This window comes from Limnospira indica PCC 8005 (genome assembly GCF_000973065.1).
GTDB classification, from domain to species: domain Bacteria; phylum Cyanobacteriota; class Cyanobacteriia; order Cyanobacteriales; family Microcoleaceae; genus Limnospira; species Limnospira fusiformis.
The window spans coordinates 1962494-1979503 of the sequence record NZ_FO818640.1; the positions used below are offsets into that span (position 1 = coordinate 1962494).

Annotated in this window: 7 protein-coding genes; 4 read left to right on the forward strand and 3 right to left on the reverse strand. The window is 46.2% G+C overall.

Features of this window, described 5'->3' with window-relative positions:
- Window positions 1-37 precede the first annotated feature (37 nt).
- Both nth and rseP read right to left on the reverse strand, forming a co-directional pair.
- A complete protein-coding gene (gene nth, locus XZ46_RS08620) occupies window positions 38-691 on the reverse strand; it encodes an endonuclease III (protein WP_006620428.1) in 654 nt (217 codons plus the stop codon).
- Between the two features lie 13 nt (window positions 692-704).
- Window positions 705-1805, reverse strand: a complete 1101-nt coding sequence (gene rseP / locus XZ46_RS08625; protein ID WP_006669657.1) for an RIP metalloprotease RseP — start codon at window positions 1803-1805, stop codon at window positions 705-707.
- 79 nt (window positions 1806-1884) lie between these two features.
- Here rseP and XZ46_RS08630 point away from each other — a divergent pair, with 79 nt between their 5' ends.
- The 3 genes from XZ46_RS08630 (at window position 1885) to XZ46_RS08640 (ending at window position 5287) form a co-directional block, all read left to right on the forward strand.
- Entirely contained in the window at window positions 1885-2214 is a 330-nt protein-coding gene (locus XZ46_RS08630) for an HAD hydrolase family protein (protein ID WP_008049665.1), read from the forward strand.
- Between the two features lie 652 nt (window positions 2215-2866).
- Complete coding sequence (gene ltrA, locus XZ46_RS08635) at window positions 2867-4678, forward strand: group II intron reverse transcriptase/maturase (protein ID WP_048895012.1); 1812 nt, start codon at window positions 2867-2869, stop codon at window positions 4676-4678.
- 12 nt (window positions 4679-4690) lie between these two features.
- Window positions 4691-5287, forward strand: coding sequence for an HAD-IIB family hydrolase (locus tag XZ46_RS08640; RefSeq protein ID WP_228116517.1), 597 nt, complete (start codon window positions 4691-4693; stop codon window positions 5285-5287).
- Here the strand turns inward: XZ46_RS08640 and XZ46_RS08645 are convergent.
- A complete protein-coding gene (locus XZ46_RS08645) occupies window positions 5199-6419 on the reverse strand; it encodes a DNA cytosine methyltransferase (protein WP_008052539.1) in 1221 nt (406 codons plus the stop codon). The two genes, XZ46_RS08640 and XZ46_RS08645, sit on opposite strands and share 89 nt — an antisense overlap.
- 1020 nt (window positions 6420-7439) lie before the next feature.
- On the opposite strand from XZ46_RS08645, the gene XZ46_RS08650 reads away from it, so the two are divergent.
- Entirely contained in the window at window positions 7440-16232 is an 8793-nt protein-coding gene (locus tag XZ46_RS08650) for a pre-peptidase C-terminal domain-containing protein (protein WP_082113524.1), read from the forward strand.
- Window positions 16233-17010 lie beyond the last annotated feature (778 nt).

The following is a 17010-nucleotide window of genomic DNA, read 5'->3' on the forward strand; positions in this document are numbered from 1 at the left end:
AGAGTTAACGCCTCCTAATCAAGTTTAGATAATCCTACTAGCCTATCTGTGCTGATGGGCATAAATCTGACAATTTGCAATTGTAACACGCCGGATTGCGGGCTGTACAGATCCCACGCCCATGATAAATCAATCGGATTGACCAATTTTCCCAATCTGGCTGAGGTAGAACCTGCATCAAATCCCGCTCAATGCGAACGGGGTCTTTATGCTGAGTCAATCCCAGCCGTTGACTGAGACGACGCACATGGGTATCAACAGTCACGCCCATATTAATCCCGTAAGCATTAGCCATGACCACATTAGCGGTTTTACGGGCTACTCCGGGTAATTCGAGCAATTGTTCCATGCGTTTAGGAACTTCCCCGCCGAATTTCTCAGCAATCATCCGGCTTGATTCTTTGATATGGCGAGCCTTGTTGCGATAAAATCCAGTCGATCGCACCAAAGTTTCCAGCTCTTGCAAATCCGCGGTCGCCAAAGAGAAAGCATCAGGAAAGCGCTTAAATAAAGCTGGTGTCACCTGATTAACCCGTTCATCAGTACATTGTGCTGAGAGGATAGTGGCTACCAATAGCTGTAAAGGTGTCTCATAGTTGAGAGTACAAGCGGCATCAGGATATAAACGCTTGAGACGCACAAGAACTTCTAGGGCGCGATGTCGGAGTTTATGGTGTTGGTGGCTGCTCATTTTGGGCTCAATCCTATTGGAGTAGCGATCGCACCCAACTGAGATCGGTTAAATTGGCAGTATCCCGAATAATCAGGAAAATACCCAACCCCAACAACAACATCAATCCGGTTTGCATGACGCTTTCTTGTACCCGTTGCGGTAAAGGTTTACCCCGTAGGGCTTCAATCAGCAGAAACGCCAACTGACCGCCATCAAGAGCCGGGAGAGGGAGGATGTTAATTATAGCGAGGTTGATGCTAATTAGGGCAGCAAATTGGAATAAATTACTAGCATCGGAACGGGCTATATTAGCACCGATCGCCACAATAGCGACGGGACCGGAAAGTTGGGGAGCTGTTTCCCGAAAATTATTAATCAGTTGGGAAAACCCCGCCAAAGTCAAGTTAAAAATCCGCTGAAATTCCTCAGCACCTTTGACAAACGCATCAATTATCCCATCAGCCTGATAACGGACAATTTGACCGTTAGGGCTTAGTTGTACTCCAATACGACCCTTACCATCGGAGCCTGGTTCTGGAGTCACTTCTACGGGGATAATGCGATCGCCCCGTTGAACTTCCATTTTTAGAGGTTGGTTAGGGTTAGACTGAATTACCTCAATCAAGCGGGTAATGGACTTAGACTCGGCTCCTAGTTCCTCTCCATTCACGGATATGATTAGATCATTATCCTCAATCCCAGCTTTCGCCGCCGCTGAACTAACATCACTGGCTACAGAGGGGACTCGGACACCCGGTTGATAGTCAAAGTCGGGAACGCCAATCATTCCTACCTGAACCACTAATAACAAGTAGGCAAAAATCAAGTTAGCAATTACACCCGCACTGATTACGATCGCCCTATCTAAAATTGGTCGATTGCTCAACAGGTTTGGGTCATCTTTGGGGATTTCACTATCGGGATCTTCATCGGGAAAGCCGACAAAACCCCCCAAGGGAAAGCCTCGCAGTGCATACTCAGTTTCTGGGCCTTGATATTTCCACAAAACGGGACCGAAGCCTATGGAGAATCGATTAACGTGGATATGTTGAAGTCGCGCCGCCATGAAGTGGCCAAGCTCATGAACGACGATTAAGATTCCAAGAACCGCGATCGCAGCCAAAACTGACATGAACAATTCCAAATATACTAACTACTAGGGTGATAATTTTGTCATTATATCACTGCTTTGGCTGTGTTGGGCTTGTGCTATGTTGCTAATTTTTACTGATTTAGACGGTACTCTACTAAATTCTGATGATTATGGCTACGATGGGGCTATAAGGGCGATCGCAGACCTCCAACAACAACAGATCCCGATTATCCCGGTCAGCAGCAAAACTCGCGCGGAGGTGGAGGTATTATCAACAGAAATCGGGTTGACGGATTCGTTTATTGTGGAAAACGGCAGTGCTATTTTTATTCCCCCACATCAAGATTATCTGTTTTCTGAGGAGATGAAAAGGGCGGGAAAATACTATTTTAGGCAACGGGGGTGCGAGATGTTTAGGAGTCAAATAAGGCTGCAATGCCTGAAATAACCTCCTAGTGGGACTTTCACCCCTTGGTGAAATATAAGGGACTCGTACCCTGACCATCCCATAACTGTTTATATGTCCCAACGTTTGGTATAGAAATATACAAAACAAGGCAGGGAACTCAAGGTCAAAACGCTAAATTGGAAATCTTAATGATTCCTTAACAATTGCGTTGAGAGTAACGGCGATAGCCACCCCCAGTTTTAGGATTCACAACCCTAGGATTGAAGCGGGGAACGGAAGGCGTGAGGGAAAACCTATTCCCAATAATCCGACCACTGCCAACCATCCATGACTAAGGAAATCTGAATGTTCCGACTTGAACCATCGTAACTAATAAGTAGCGAAATAGGTTGACACGCTGCGCTCAAAAGAGCAAGGGGAAAAGTAGGAGTTTCTTCGTACTACCTACACAGACCTTTAAAAATACCCCGGTGGATAGGACAAGTCTAAAGATGGAAAGCCCATATAAACGGAACGTTTTAACCCCTTTTAGGCTCTGATAATCTGGTCGAGAGAGTCAGTAGTGAAAAGTGTAAGCGTAAGCCTACTAGGGGGTGAGATGTGACCAGAAGCTAATGCCCAACTATAATGGTTGGGATACGCAGACGGGTCACGGTTTGATTGTAAAGAATAGAGTCTAGTAGGAGTTACTATGGCGAATGCGAGTTTAAAGAAAGGATTTGGGAAACCAAAACCAATCAAGACTACGAATGTATGGAAACAAATCCCCTGGGCGAAAGTTCAGAGAAAAGTTTTCAAGCTCCAAAAGAGGATATTTCAAGCAGCTAAATCGGGACAGGACGCGAAAGCAAGAAGGTTGCAACGTCTATTGTGCAAATCATATTATGCCCGTCTACTAGCAGTACGGCGAGTGACCCAAGATAATCAAGGCAAGAAAACAGCTGGAGTCGATGGAATGAGAGCAATCTCATCAAGGCAAAGGTTTAAACTTGTTGAGAACATTAAAGGAAATCTCAAAGTAAAACCACTGCGAAGGGTGTGGATTCCAAAACCCGGTAGGGATGAAAAACGCCCTCTAGGAATACCCACAATCCAAGATAGAGCGAGGCAAGCCTTGGTTAAGTCGGCTCTCGAACCTGAATGGGAATCGAGATTTGAAGACACTAGCTATGGGTTTAGACCTGGCAGGTCAGCCCACGATGCAATATCCAGAATCTTTCAGAGTATCAACAAAGGAGGTTATTATGTTCTGGATGCAGATATAGCTAAATGTTTTGACCGAATAAACCATGATTACCTTCTGTCCAAAATTCATTGTCCAAGCAGTCTAAAAAGAGACCTGAAATCATGGCTCAAAGCAGGCGTGCTAGATAACGGTGTATTTGAGGATACAGAAGCAGGGACACCCCAAGGAGGGGTAATAAGTCCACTCCTAGCCAACATCGCACTGGATGGGATGGTTAGGCTCATAAAAACAATGTATCCTAAGAAGAAAAATGTGGTGCAAGCCACAGTAATCAGATACGCCGATGATTTTGTAGTAATATCTCCATCACTAGAAATCATTGAACAGTGCAAAACTGCAATCTCCGAATGGTTAAAACCTGTAGGATTAGAAATTAAACCCGAAAAGACTCGAATCTGCCATACACTCAATCCCATTGAGTACAACGGCAAAACAGAAGAGCCAGGTTTTGATTTTCTAGGATTCAATATCAGGCAATACCCAGTAGGAAAATATAAATCTGGAAAGAGTGGGGGAAGAAGAAAAGGAGGCTTCCTATGTAACAAGACCCCACATAAAATGTTGGGTTTCAAAACCCACATCAAACCCAGCAACAAAGCAGTTAAAGCCCACATTGAAGCGATAAAAGGTGTAATTAAACGATATAAAACATCACCTCAATCAGCCCTGATTAGCAAACTAAACCCGATTATTCGGGGATGGTCAAACTACTACTCAGGGGTCGTTTCATCTGAAACCTTCAACAAGCTAGATAACATAATCTGGCAAATGTTACGGGCATGGACAGCATCAAGATGCGGAAAGGCAAGTTACGAAAAGCTAGGAAACTACTTCCACAAAGGAACGGTTAAACTTAGCAATGGGAAAGAAAGACATGAATCCTGGTTATTCAAGACTAAGGATGGATTCACATTATGGCAACATAGTTGGACTCCAAATGTTAGACACACCCCAATACGCCCTGACGCAACACCATACGACGGAAACTGGACTTACTGGGCAACCAGGAAAGGACAAGCAATTGAAACGCCAACAAGAGTAGCCAAACTACTCAAAAAGCAAAAAGGTAGGTGTACCTGGTGTGGACAGTATTTCGCACCATCGGATTTAGTTGAAGTAGACCACATTATACCTCAAAGCCAAGGTGGAAAGGATGAATATAAGAATCTTCAACTATTACACCGCCACTGTCACGATGATAAAACGGCGTTAGACAACGCCAATGCTGTATCCTTAACAATGGAGCAATCAGACTAGGAGCCGGATGAGGTGAAAGTCTCACGTCCGGTTTTGAATGGGAGGGGATGGAGGCGACTCCATTCTCGACCCCTAATATGTGTTTATGCACAAGTGCGCGACGGTTTGCGAGATTTGAGCGCGGCGATTGGTGAAGATTTGACGGGGTTCGGTGATTTGAATATTGCCGATATTATGCAGTTAACTGGTTTGTCGGAACCGGAAGCACAACGGGCAAAAAATCGAGAGTTTACTGAGCCTTTTATTACTCCTCACCATGTGGATCCGGAGAGGTTAGCACATCAGGTCAAAGCCCTGGGGTTTAATGTGGTGGTTGGCGATCGCTTTTCTCATTTAATTGGAGACCAGGCGGGAAAAGGTGGCGCGGTTCAATGGCTGGTTAATCGATATCAACAGGTTAATAGGGGGGAAAGTATTACGACTATTGGTTTGGGGAATAGTCCTAATGATTTGGCTATGTTGGAGGTGGTTGATATTCCGATTATTATACCCGGAATAAAAGGGGTACATCCTGGGTTGACTAATCAAGGCTGGAAAGTGGCTCCTTTTCCTGGTTCTGTGGGTTGGGGGGTGGCTGTGGCTGAGGAGGTGAAAGGGTTAAGCTACTGAGACTATTTGGGGAGTTGATGGCTGATTCGGAATTGGCTAATTTGAGGCGATCGCTAAGGGAAAGTTTCTGTAATTCCTGATTGAATTGATATAAATCTACGGGTTGATATGAGTTGTTAAATAGTGGGATTAATGCTTTGACTAATGCTACCATACCATCAGGAGGAACCGCGTTTCCAATTTGACGACGAACTTCGGTTACAGACCCTTCAAAGACAAAATCATCCGGGAAAGTCTGCAACCTCGCACGTTCCCGGTTAGTCAGCGATCGCGGTTCTTGATAATGATAACCCCAAGTTCCCCCACCACCCCCAGCGATAATAGTTGTGGAGGGTTGGTCTGGGTGGAGTCGTCGATATACATGACTAATCATTCCTTTGACATAGTATTCGCTATCTTGGGGAATATCTGTATAATTTCCCCCTGGTTTAATGCGCTTGATAATTTCGACGGTGCGAGAATGGATCCTTTGATGTTCATTATTATCAGCCACTTTTTCCACATCTTTTAAGGCTTGTTTGGCGGTGAGATAGGGATAAAGGCGATCGCTTCCATATTCCGGGGAAGGATGAATAAAATTAAAGCCTGTATCCATTCTTACCCCCACAATTAAGACCCTTTCCCGATATTGGGGGACTCCATAATCGGCGAAATTGTACAGTTTTGGCTTGACCACATAACCCGGTTCTATGTTTTCAAAATCCGCAATAATTTTAGCGATCGCCTTATATTTATTGGCACTGAGTAAACCCTTGACATTTTCCGCAATGAATGCTTTAGGTTTATGGTAACGAATAAACTCTAAAAAGTAGGTATACAGATTTCCCCTGGTTCCCGTGAGTCCGGGACGCTTCCAAATCATCGAAAAATCTTGACAGGGAAAACCTCCGGTAATTAAGTCAGCTTGGGGAACTTTAGTGATCTCAATTTCTTGAATATTATCACAGGCGATATTCTCGGAAATATTCCGCCTAAAAGTCTGACAAGCCGCCTCATTACAATCAATCGCCCAAACCACTTGAAAACCCGCCCGATGAAATGGTAAATCCATTCCGCCACACCCAGAAAACAAGGAAATTAACTTAGGTCGATTTTGCCATTTAATCCCATTTAAAATATCTAAAATTGGCATTTTTTATTTAAACAAATTAATCATAAATTGATAGGATAACATTAAGGGTTAATTCCTGGCAAATTGAACGATACCAATACCAGGATAATAGGCATAATCATCTGCTATCAGTCCATTAATTCCTCCATTCTAGTATAGCAGTTCACTGTCACCTATTGACAGCACCAGTATTTTCCAGGTTTTCTGAGCCACCATCCATGTAAAATTTGTAAATACGCCAGCCACCAGACCTATCATCACTCCACCAGGGAAGAACTCCTTTTACATTTCTTAACTAGGCCAGGAGTGTTTCCATACTTGTTAATGTTCCCTTAATCAGGGGATGGGATCATTTATCCTGGCGAGTCTCAGAAATATATTGACAATCTTGCTCCTTGACGGGGGGCAGGAATTATTAAGATTATTGAAGCAAATTCAGGCTGTGATTTATAGCAATGTCAAAAAATATTAAATTTTCATGAATAAACTCCCAATCCTTTAAGCGGCGGATATAATGGTGTCAAGTCAGGGTTGCAGGAGGTCATATATATAGAGTTAATAGCTTTTCCCAAGCCATCTCAAATAGTCACTGAGTCTCGCAAAAAACATGATAGCCACAACCGTTATGGGAAAGCAGTTTTGAGGATTTAGCCCATCCGTAACCACTGAATTGAGGCCCGTCACTGTTGTAAATTTCATGCCAAGAGGCAGTGCTTATGTCTTGATAACTAGGCTACAGCCACAGAATCTCCGAACCAGGATGAAATCAGGATTTTCCTCTTCACTGTTGCCTTTAGCCTCTTCGTGGCAAGTATCGATATAAGAGGCGTTCTCTCCGTCTGTACCTATTCACTAGGAAATCATTTTCCCAGAAGAGATAACTCAGGAGTTAAATATAGAAAAAATTTGCCAGTTGACACTCAACGGATCTAATTGCCTGAAACTTTGAGCTTCGATGATTAGATCACCTGTGAAAATCACAAACATCCACCCTGATTGGGGGTGGCTTAGGTTTTTGTATTCGTTTAATGGAGAAGAAAAATGCCATATCATTCTGATGATGTCTATGTGATTCCAGCTCCAGAATATCCCTGGCCTTATGGCTGGGACAGCGACACAATATTAAGCGAAGACCGTTTCGCTCCTAATCACAGCTTTGAGGCTGCACACTATTTTGGTACTGTCACCTCACAGCTAGTCGAAAATGACCTGGTGATAGTATCGGGAAATGATGACTGGTTTAGGTTTACCACCGATGGAACTGCTGGCAGTGGTGCAGAGGTTCGTATTGACTTCCTCCACAGCCTAGGAGATGTGGATATGCGCCTGTATGATGCCAACAATAACCAGCTCGGCAGTTCCACCAGTGTATCGGATAATGAGAGCATTAGTTTGGCTGGCTTAGGCGCTGGAACCTACTACGTTCGTGTTTGGGGTTGGAGGGATGCTAGTAACCCCAACTATAGCCTGACCATTGACCCCCGCGTTGTCAGCGCAGACGGTGGCGAAGACCGTTTCGCTCCTAATCACAGCTTTGAGGCTGCACACGATTTTGGTACTGTCACCTCACAGCTAGTCGAAAATGACCTGGTGATAGTATCGGGAAATGATGACTGGTTTAGGTTTACCACCGATGGAACTGCTGGCAGTGGTGCAGAGGTTCGTATTGACTTCCTCCACAGCCTAGGAGATGTGGATATGCGCCTGTATGATGCCAACAATAACCAGCTCGGCAGTTCCACCAGTGTATCGGATAATGAGAGCATTAGTTTGGCTGGCTTAGGCGCTGGAACCTACTACGTTCGTGTTTGGGGTTGGAGGGATGCTAGTAACCCCAACTATAGCCTGACCATTGACCCCCGCGTTGTCAGCGCAGACGGTGGCGAAGACCGTTTCGCTCCTAATCACAGCTTTGAGGCTGCACACGATTTTGGTACTGTCACCTCACAGCTAGTCGAAAATGACCTGGTGATAGTATCGGGAAATGATGACTGGTTTAGGTTTACCACCGATGGAACTGCTGGCAGTGGTGCAGAGGTTCGTATTGACTTCCTCCACAGCCTAGGAGATGTGGATATGCGCCTGTATGATGCCAACAATAACCAGCTCGGCAGTTCCACCAGTGTATCGGATAATGAGAGCATTAGTTTGGCTGGCTTAGGCGCTGGAACCTACTACGTTCGTGTTTGGGGTTGGAGTGGTGCTAGTAACCCCAACTATAGCCTGACCATTGACCCCCGCGTTGTCAGCGCAGACGGTGGCGAAGACCGTTTCGCTCCTAATCACAGCTTTGAGGCTGCACACGATTTTGGTACTGTCACCTCACAGCTAGTCGAAAATGACCTGGTGATAGTATCGGGAAATGATGACTGGTTTAGGTTTACCACCGATGGAACTGCTGGCAGTGGTGCAGAGGTTCGTATTGACTTCCTCCACAGCCTAGGAGATGTGGATATGCGCCTGTATGATGCCAACAATAACCAGCTCGGCAGTTCCACCAGTGTATCGGATAATGAGAGCATTAGTTTGGCTGGCTTAGGCGCTGGAACCTACTACGTTCGTGTTTGGGGTTGGAGTGGTGCTAGTAACCCCAACTATAGCCTGACCATTGACCCCCGCGTTGTCAGCGCAGACGGTGGCGAAGACCGTTTCGCTCCTAATCACAGCTTTGAGGCTGCACACGATTTTGGTACTGTCACCTCACAGCTAGTCCAAAATGAGCTGGTGATAGTATCGGGAAATGAAGACTGGTTCAGCTTTACCACTAATGGAACTGCTGGCAGTGGTGCAGAGGTTCGTATTGACTTCCTCCACAGCCTAGGAGATGTGGATATGGTCCTCTACGATGCCAACAATAACTGGCTCGGCAGTTCCACCAGTGTATCGGATAATGAGAGCATTAGTTTGGCTGGCTTAGATGCTGGAACCTACTACGTTCGTGTTTACGGTTGGAGGGATGCTAGTAACCCCAACTATAGCCTGACCATTGACCCCCGCGTTGTCAGCGCAGACGGTGGCGAAGACCGTTTCGCTGGTAATCACAGCTTTGAGGCTGCACACGATTTTGGTACTGTCACCTCACAGCTAGTCCAAAATGAGCTGGTGATAGTATCGGGAAATGAAGACTGGTTCAGCTTTACCACTAATGGAACTGCTGGCAGTGGTGCAGAGGTTCGTATTGACTTCCTCCACAGCCTAGGAGATGTGGATATGCGCCTGTATGATGCCAACAATAACTGGCTCGGCAGTTCAACGAGTGTATCGGATAATGAAAGCATTAGTTTGGCTGGCTTAGGCGCTGGAACCTACTACGTTCATGTTTACGGTTGGAGTGGTGCTAGTAACCCCAACTATAGCCTGACCATTGACCCCCGCGTTGTCAGCGCAGACGGTGGCGAAGACCGTTTCGCTGGTAATCACAGCTTTGAGGCTGCACACGATTTTGGTACTGTCACCTCACAGCTAGTCCAAAATGAGCTGGTGATAGTATCGGGAAATGATGACTGGTTCAGCTTTACCACTAATGGAACTGCTGGCAGTGGTGCAGAGGTTCGTATTGACTTCCTCCACAGCCTAGGAGATGTGGATATGCGCCTGTACGATGCCAACTCTAACTGGCTCGGCAGTTCAACGAGTGTATCGGATAATGAGAGCATTAGTTTGGCTGGCTTAGGCGCTGGAACCTACTACGTTCATGTTTACGGTTGGAGTGGTGCCAGTAACCCCAACTATAGCCTGACCATTGACCCCCGCGTTGTCAGCGGAAATGGTGGCGAAGACCGTTTTGCTGGTAATCACAGCTTTGAGGATGCATATAATTTAGGTCCGGTAAACTCACAGCTAGTCCAAAATGAGCTGGTGATAGTATCGGGAAATGATGACTGGTTCAGCTTTACTACTAATGGAACTGCTGGCAGTGGTGCAGAGGTTCGTATTGACTTCCTCCACAGCCTAGGAGATGTGGATATGCGCCTGTACGATGCCAACAATAACTGGCTCGGCAGTTCCACCAGTGTATCGGATAATGAGAGCATTAGTTTGGCTGGCTTAGGCGCTGGAACCTACTACGTTCATGTTTATGGTTGGAATGGTGCTAGTAACCCGAACTATAGCCTGACCATTGACCCCCGCGTTGTCAGCGGAAATGGCAGCGAAGACCGTTTTGCTGGTAATCACAGCTTTGATACCGCATATAATTTAGGTCCGGTGAACTCACCGCGAGTCGAAGATGACCTGGTGATAGTATCGGGAAATGATGACTGGTTCAGCTTTACCACTAATGGAAATGCTGGCAGTGGTGCAGAGGTTCGTATTGACTTCCTCCACAGCCTAGGAGATGTGGATATGCGCCTGTACGATGCCAACTCTAACTGGCTCGGCAGTTCAACGAGTGTATCGGATAATGAGAGCATTAGTTTGGCTGGCTTAGGCGCTGGAACCTACTACGTTCATGTTTACGGTTGGAGTGGTGCCAGTAACCCCAACTATAGCCTGACCATTGACCCCCGCGTTGTCAGCGGAAATGGTGGCGAAGACCGTTTTGCTGGTAATCACAGCTTTGAGGATGCATATAATTTAGGTCCGGTAAACTCACAGCTAGTCCAAAATGAGCTGGTGATAGTATCGGGAAATGATGACTGGTTCAGCTTTACTACTAATGGAACTGCTGGCAGTGGTGCAGAGGTTCGTATTGACTTCCTCCACAGCCTAGGAGATGTGGATATGCGCCTGTACGATGCCAACAATAACTGGCTCGGCAGTTCCACCAGTGTATCGGATAATGAGAGCATTAGTTTGGCTGGCTTAGGCGCTGGAACCTACTACGTTCATGTTTATGGTTGGAATGGTGCTAGTAACCCGAACTATAGCCTGACCATTGACCCCCGCGTTGTCAGCGGAAATGGCAGCGAAGACCGTTTTGCTGGTAATCACAGCTTTGATACCGCATATAATTTAGGTCCGGTGAACTCACCGCGAGTCGAAGATGACCTGGTGATAGTATCGGGAAATGATGACTGGTTCAGCTTTACCACTAATGGAAATGCTGGCAGTGGTGCAGAGGTTCGTATTGACTTCCTCCACAGCCTAGGAGATGTGGATATGCGCCTGTACGATGCCAACTCTAACTGGCTCGGCAGTTCAACGAGTGTATCGGATAATGAGAGCATTAGTTTGGCTGGCTTAGGCGCTGGAACCTACTACGTTCATGTTTACGGTTGGAATAATGCTAGTAACCCGAACTATAGCCTGACCATTGACCCCCGCGTTGTCAGCGGAAATGGTGGCGAAGACCGTTTTGCTCCTAATCACAGCTTTGAGGCTGCACACGATTTCGGAACTGTCACCTCACAGCTAGTCCAAAATGACCTGGTGATAGTATCGGGAAATGAAGACTGGTTCAGCTTTACCACCGATGGAACTGCTGGCAGTGGTGCAGAGGTTCGTATTGACTTCCTCCACAGCCTAGGAGATGTGGATATGGTCCTCTACGATGCCAACAATAACTGGCTCGACAGTTCAATGAGTGTATCGGATAATGAGAGCATTAGTTTGGCTGGCTTAGATGCTGGAACCTACTACGTTCGTGTTTGGGGTTGGAATGGTGCTAGTAACCCGAACTATAGCCTGACCATTGACCCCCGTGTAAGGGGAGATGTCAGCAGTATTAATCCCGATTACTACGATCAGAACTATGAGAACAGTAGTTGGGATAATGCAGTTCAAATTAACAGCAGTGGCGTGATTCCCCATCAACTCTCCATCCATGAATCAGGTAATGACGACTGGTTCAGATTTACCCTCGCAGAAACAGGCTGGTTTAATCATGTGGTGGTTGTTGATCAGTTTGAACACAGTTTGGGGGACATTGATGTTGAGTTATATGATTCAGACAATAATCTGCTGCGGGCATCTCGTGGAGTAGGTAATGAAGAAGCTATCTTCTTGAACGGATTAAGTCCTGATACCTATTATGTCCGGGTGTTTGGCTACAACGGTGCCACTAATCCAGAATATCGCCTGACTATTGAGGCTCCTCTTGGTGAGTTCCAAAGTTCTGGTGGTATTGCTGCCGATCGCTTTGAAGGAGACGAAGGAAACAACACCCTAGAAACCGCCCACGACTTTGGTTCAATTCGTCAGGTTAGCGAGAATAACCTCACCCTGCATACCGAGGGAGACAGAGACTGGTTCCAATTCAGCCCTGTTGTCAACGGTCAAGTTGAAGTCCGACTCGAGTTTAATCATGGCGATGGAGATATTGACCTGCGAGTTTATGACCAGGATGGGTTACTGGGAATTTCTCAAGGCACTACTAACAGCGAATCTGTGGTATTCAATGGCAGTGTCGAGGACAATTACTGGGTTGAAGTCTACGGCTATCAAGGTGTTACCAACCCTCAATACAGTCTGAATATCACCACTGGTAGTGGTTTGGGTAACATTGAGCCCGATCGCTTTGAACCTAACAACAGTCGCGAACAAGCCACTGAATTACGTTATGTTACCAGTAGCCAAACGAATCTCAGTATTCACAACAGCGATGATGAAGACTGGTTCAGCTTCACTACCGGCGATAATACCCGCGACCACCGAATTTCCATTGAGTTTGATCCCAATTTCGATCTCAATCTGGAGTTGTATGATCAGTCCGGTAGTTTAGTTCCACTCAACAGCTTCGGACCTAGTGGCGAAGGCATCCGGGGAATTAACCTAACTGACTTGGCTGCCAACACCCCATATTATGCTCGGGTTTCTGGAGATGACCCTGTTAACTATAATCTGAACCTAAACGCTCCTCAAGTCCAAGTTGAAGCTGGTGGGGCTGAATGGACAATTATGGTCTACATTGCTGGGGACAACGATCTTCAATTAGCAGCTATTGACGATATCAATCAGATGGAAGCTGTGAACCTGCCGGATCATATCAATGTGGTGGTTCAGGTTGATGTCGAAAATGTTTCCGCCGATCTCATTAGCGGTTATGACCCAGAGGGTAACCGTTGGACGGAGACCCTTCGTGGCTTGATTCAGCATGACAACAACCCCAACCTGATTACCAGCAACCTCACTTCCATTGGGGAAGCGAATATGGGAGATCCAAACACCCTGACTGAGTTTATCCAGTGGGGCGCAGAAAACTATGCCGCCCAAAACTATGCTGTGGTGGTTTGGAATCACGGTAATGGTCGTGATGGAGTCGCATGGGATGAGACTGATGGTAATGACTACTTGCAATTGTCGGAAGTTGCCCAGGCGATTCAAGAGGCTGGTTTGGAGAGTCTTCAATTGGTTGGTTTCGATTCCTGTCTCAACGGAGTGGTTGAGCAAGTCTATGAACTCCACGACCTCACTGAAGTGGTTGTCGCGTCTCAGGGACTTGTACCCTGGAGTGGTTGGGATTATACAGGCTGGCTGCAACAAGTCGCTGACGCAGGCCGTAACATCAGTGCTGAACAAATGGGTACAGCAATTCTAGAATCCTACGGTAATGTTTACAACAATTCGCAAACCCAGTCTGTGACCACAACGGGTGGGTTGGCAAATCTGAACAATGCTCTGGATAGCTTTGTTGACACCGTCCTTGATCATGCGACTGATAATGATTGGAGTGCTATTGTCCAAGCTCGTTCATTATCGACTGAGTTCTCTAACCCCGATGAGCGTGATTTGGGCAGCTTTATGAATGCGATCGACAACCTACTGGGTGACGATAACCAAATTGGTGTCGCAGCCAGGGAGGTTTCCCAAGCCCTAGATGATGCTATCATCGGTCAGGTTGATGTGTCTGGTGCTAATGGTCTGAGTATCTATTTGCCAGCCATCACAGGCCGTGGCTTTGACTCTCGTTACAATGAGAACAATTATCGGTTCGTAGCCGATACTCGCTGGGATGACTTCCTGACAGCCTTGACAAATCCAGACCGCCGTACCCAAGCGAGCGATCGCAGTCGTCGTATTGAGCCTGATTATGCCGAAACCACTGATATCACTGGCAACATTACCGGCAACGTCAATAACGACTCCTCTAGCACAGCCTTTAATCTCGGTCGTCTGACTGGTTCACAAAACTCGTTTGCGGACTTTAACCTCCATAACAGCCAAGATATCGACTGGTATCGGTTTGAGACTGGTCAACATGATGGCAACCTTGACATCAACATTAGCTCCATTCATGGCGGAAACCTGAATCTGGAAATCTATCAGGGTAATGCTAATGGCGGTGTCAGTCGGGATGAACAAGGAAACCGCATTCGACTCGGTGAGGCTTCTGGACAAAATAACCTAGAGGTTAATCTGGAAGGACAATCGGGTGGCACCTATTTCGTGAGGGTTTCCAGTGAAACTGGAGATACCAACCCCAACTACTCCCTACAAGTCAATCATCAACCCCTAGTTCGCCAAGGTGGTGTGGTTGTTGAACCTGATCATCTTGAAGGAGTCGGTGGCAGCACGGACAATAATACTCAGGCCAAGGCTACTGACTTGGGTGAATTGCGACTCAATGACATCATTGAGATTCCTGGCTTGTCAATTCACGCTGGTGATGTCGATTGGTTTAAGGTGACTCCCAGCCGCATTCCTCAGCGTCATCCTAATGGGATTACCATTGAATATGATCCGAGTTTGGGAGAACTAGATCTCGAACTTTACAATGCTGACGGGGAACGCCTCGATCTTGATCTGGTCAGGGGTGACTCATTTATGTCGATTAGTTTCCCATCTACCAACCAGCCATTTTATATTCGGGTGGCAGGTGAGAACGAAGACACCCAAAATCACTACGAACTCAACATCAGCCGTCGGGAGTTAGATATTAATGGAGATGGTAGTGCATCCGCACTGACTGATGGTTTGATGATTTTCAACTATCTCAGCTTAAGCAATACTAATCCGACTCTACTCGATCAGCGACTAGAAAATGTGGCAAGTGACGCTGGTGGCAATCGCGTCTTCTCTGACGAATTGACTCGATACCTCGAGCTAGCCCAAAATACGATGCTCGATGTTAATGGGGATGGCAGTTTCAGTGCGCTATCTGATGGTGTGATGATTTTTAACTATCTGAGCTTAAGGGATACTAACCCTAACCTACTCGATCAGCGCTTAGAATCATTAGCCCAGACAAGTCCAAACGCTACTCGCACAACTGCTGCCGAGATTCGCGATTTCCTGGATATTCATTTACCCAGCACTAACACCCAACGTTCTTCAAATCCCACTCAGCCGGAAGAACGGCCTAACTCGGTGACGGTTGAACCTGAATCTGAAGAATTGGAGGAATCTGACCAGGTGCCTGAAAATGATTCGGAAACACCAGAGGAGTCTCAAGCATCTCCAGAATCTGAGGCAGTGACCAGCAATATTGCTGAGTCTGACGAGCCTGATGAGTCTGACGAGTCTGACGAGCTTGATGAGTCTGACGAGCTTGATGAGTCTGACGAGCTTGATGAGTCTGATGAGCTTGATGAGTCTGATGAGCCTGATGAGTCTGACGAGCCTGATGAATCTGACGAGCTTGATGAGTCTGATGAGTCTGCGGAAGTTGATCCCCTCACTGGTGAGAGTGATTCGTCAGAAACTTCTTCAGAAAATCTGGAAGCGGAAGCGGAGGACATTTTAGTTAATCCCTCCTCCATCGATGACTTGCAAGGCAGTGAAGAAGCTAACTTGATTGCTGGTAGTTCCGAAGATCTCAGTGGCGTGACTGTAATACCAACCACCGATGATGCGATCGCTCTTGAGGTTGAGGAAGCTGAAGGCAGTTCTAATTTTGATCCCGTTGACTTAGAAGAGGAGGATGTTTTATTGGCGGATGAGCCATCGCTGTTCTAACAGCTATTACTGGCTATAATTTGTCCCAGGTCAATCAGTGGAGTAGAAATATCACATAACCATATTTCTACTTCCTCTAGCAAAGTCGAAGCTCCGAAAACTCCATGATGGGTGCATGAGAACAACAATAGTAGTTGAACATGGAATGCTACTAGCTATCTGATGCACCCTATTAACTTGATTGATACCCAAGGAGTAGCGAAAACAGAATACAGTCAAGCTCAGTAAAAATAGTTTCTTGAACTAAATCTGGCTGGCTTGATCCAATCAGATCGGATGTGTCTGAAAACCTTTCATAACCACCTTAAATTCAACGGGAGAGTATGAACAGCAACTATCAGAACCTGCGCTCTGGGCATAGGATGGCTATCTAGGTTATCAACATCTGTGTAGGGTGTCAATTTTTCTGGGCTGTGTTCACTAAAACTTAATTTTGGGATGATCCAGATCCGGAAAAAAAAACGTTTATATGTAGTATTTTTCAGTCAGATCATGTAGACTGCCAGGTGTGACATAGTGAACCATCTACCCTTGGTCCATATTAAAGGTCAAAAGAGGACTCCCGTTAAGCCGATAGGCTCAACGACGAGATGAATTTTGACCAGTAACTAAACCATCCGGAAGCGAATCCTTTTTTGGGAAACGCTTAGTAGCGTACAGTCCTTTGAGTGTTCAAAGGATGTCCACCTTTCCCACTCCTGATTTGACAGGCGAACCCGTGAAATTTTATACCTTGCCATTGTGGTCTTTCTAGTGCTACAATCGCGATGGCTGTTAC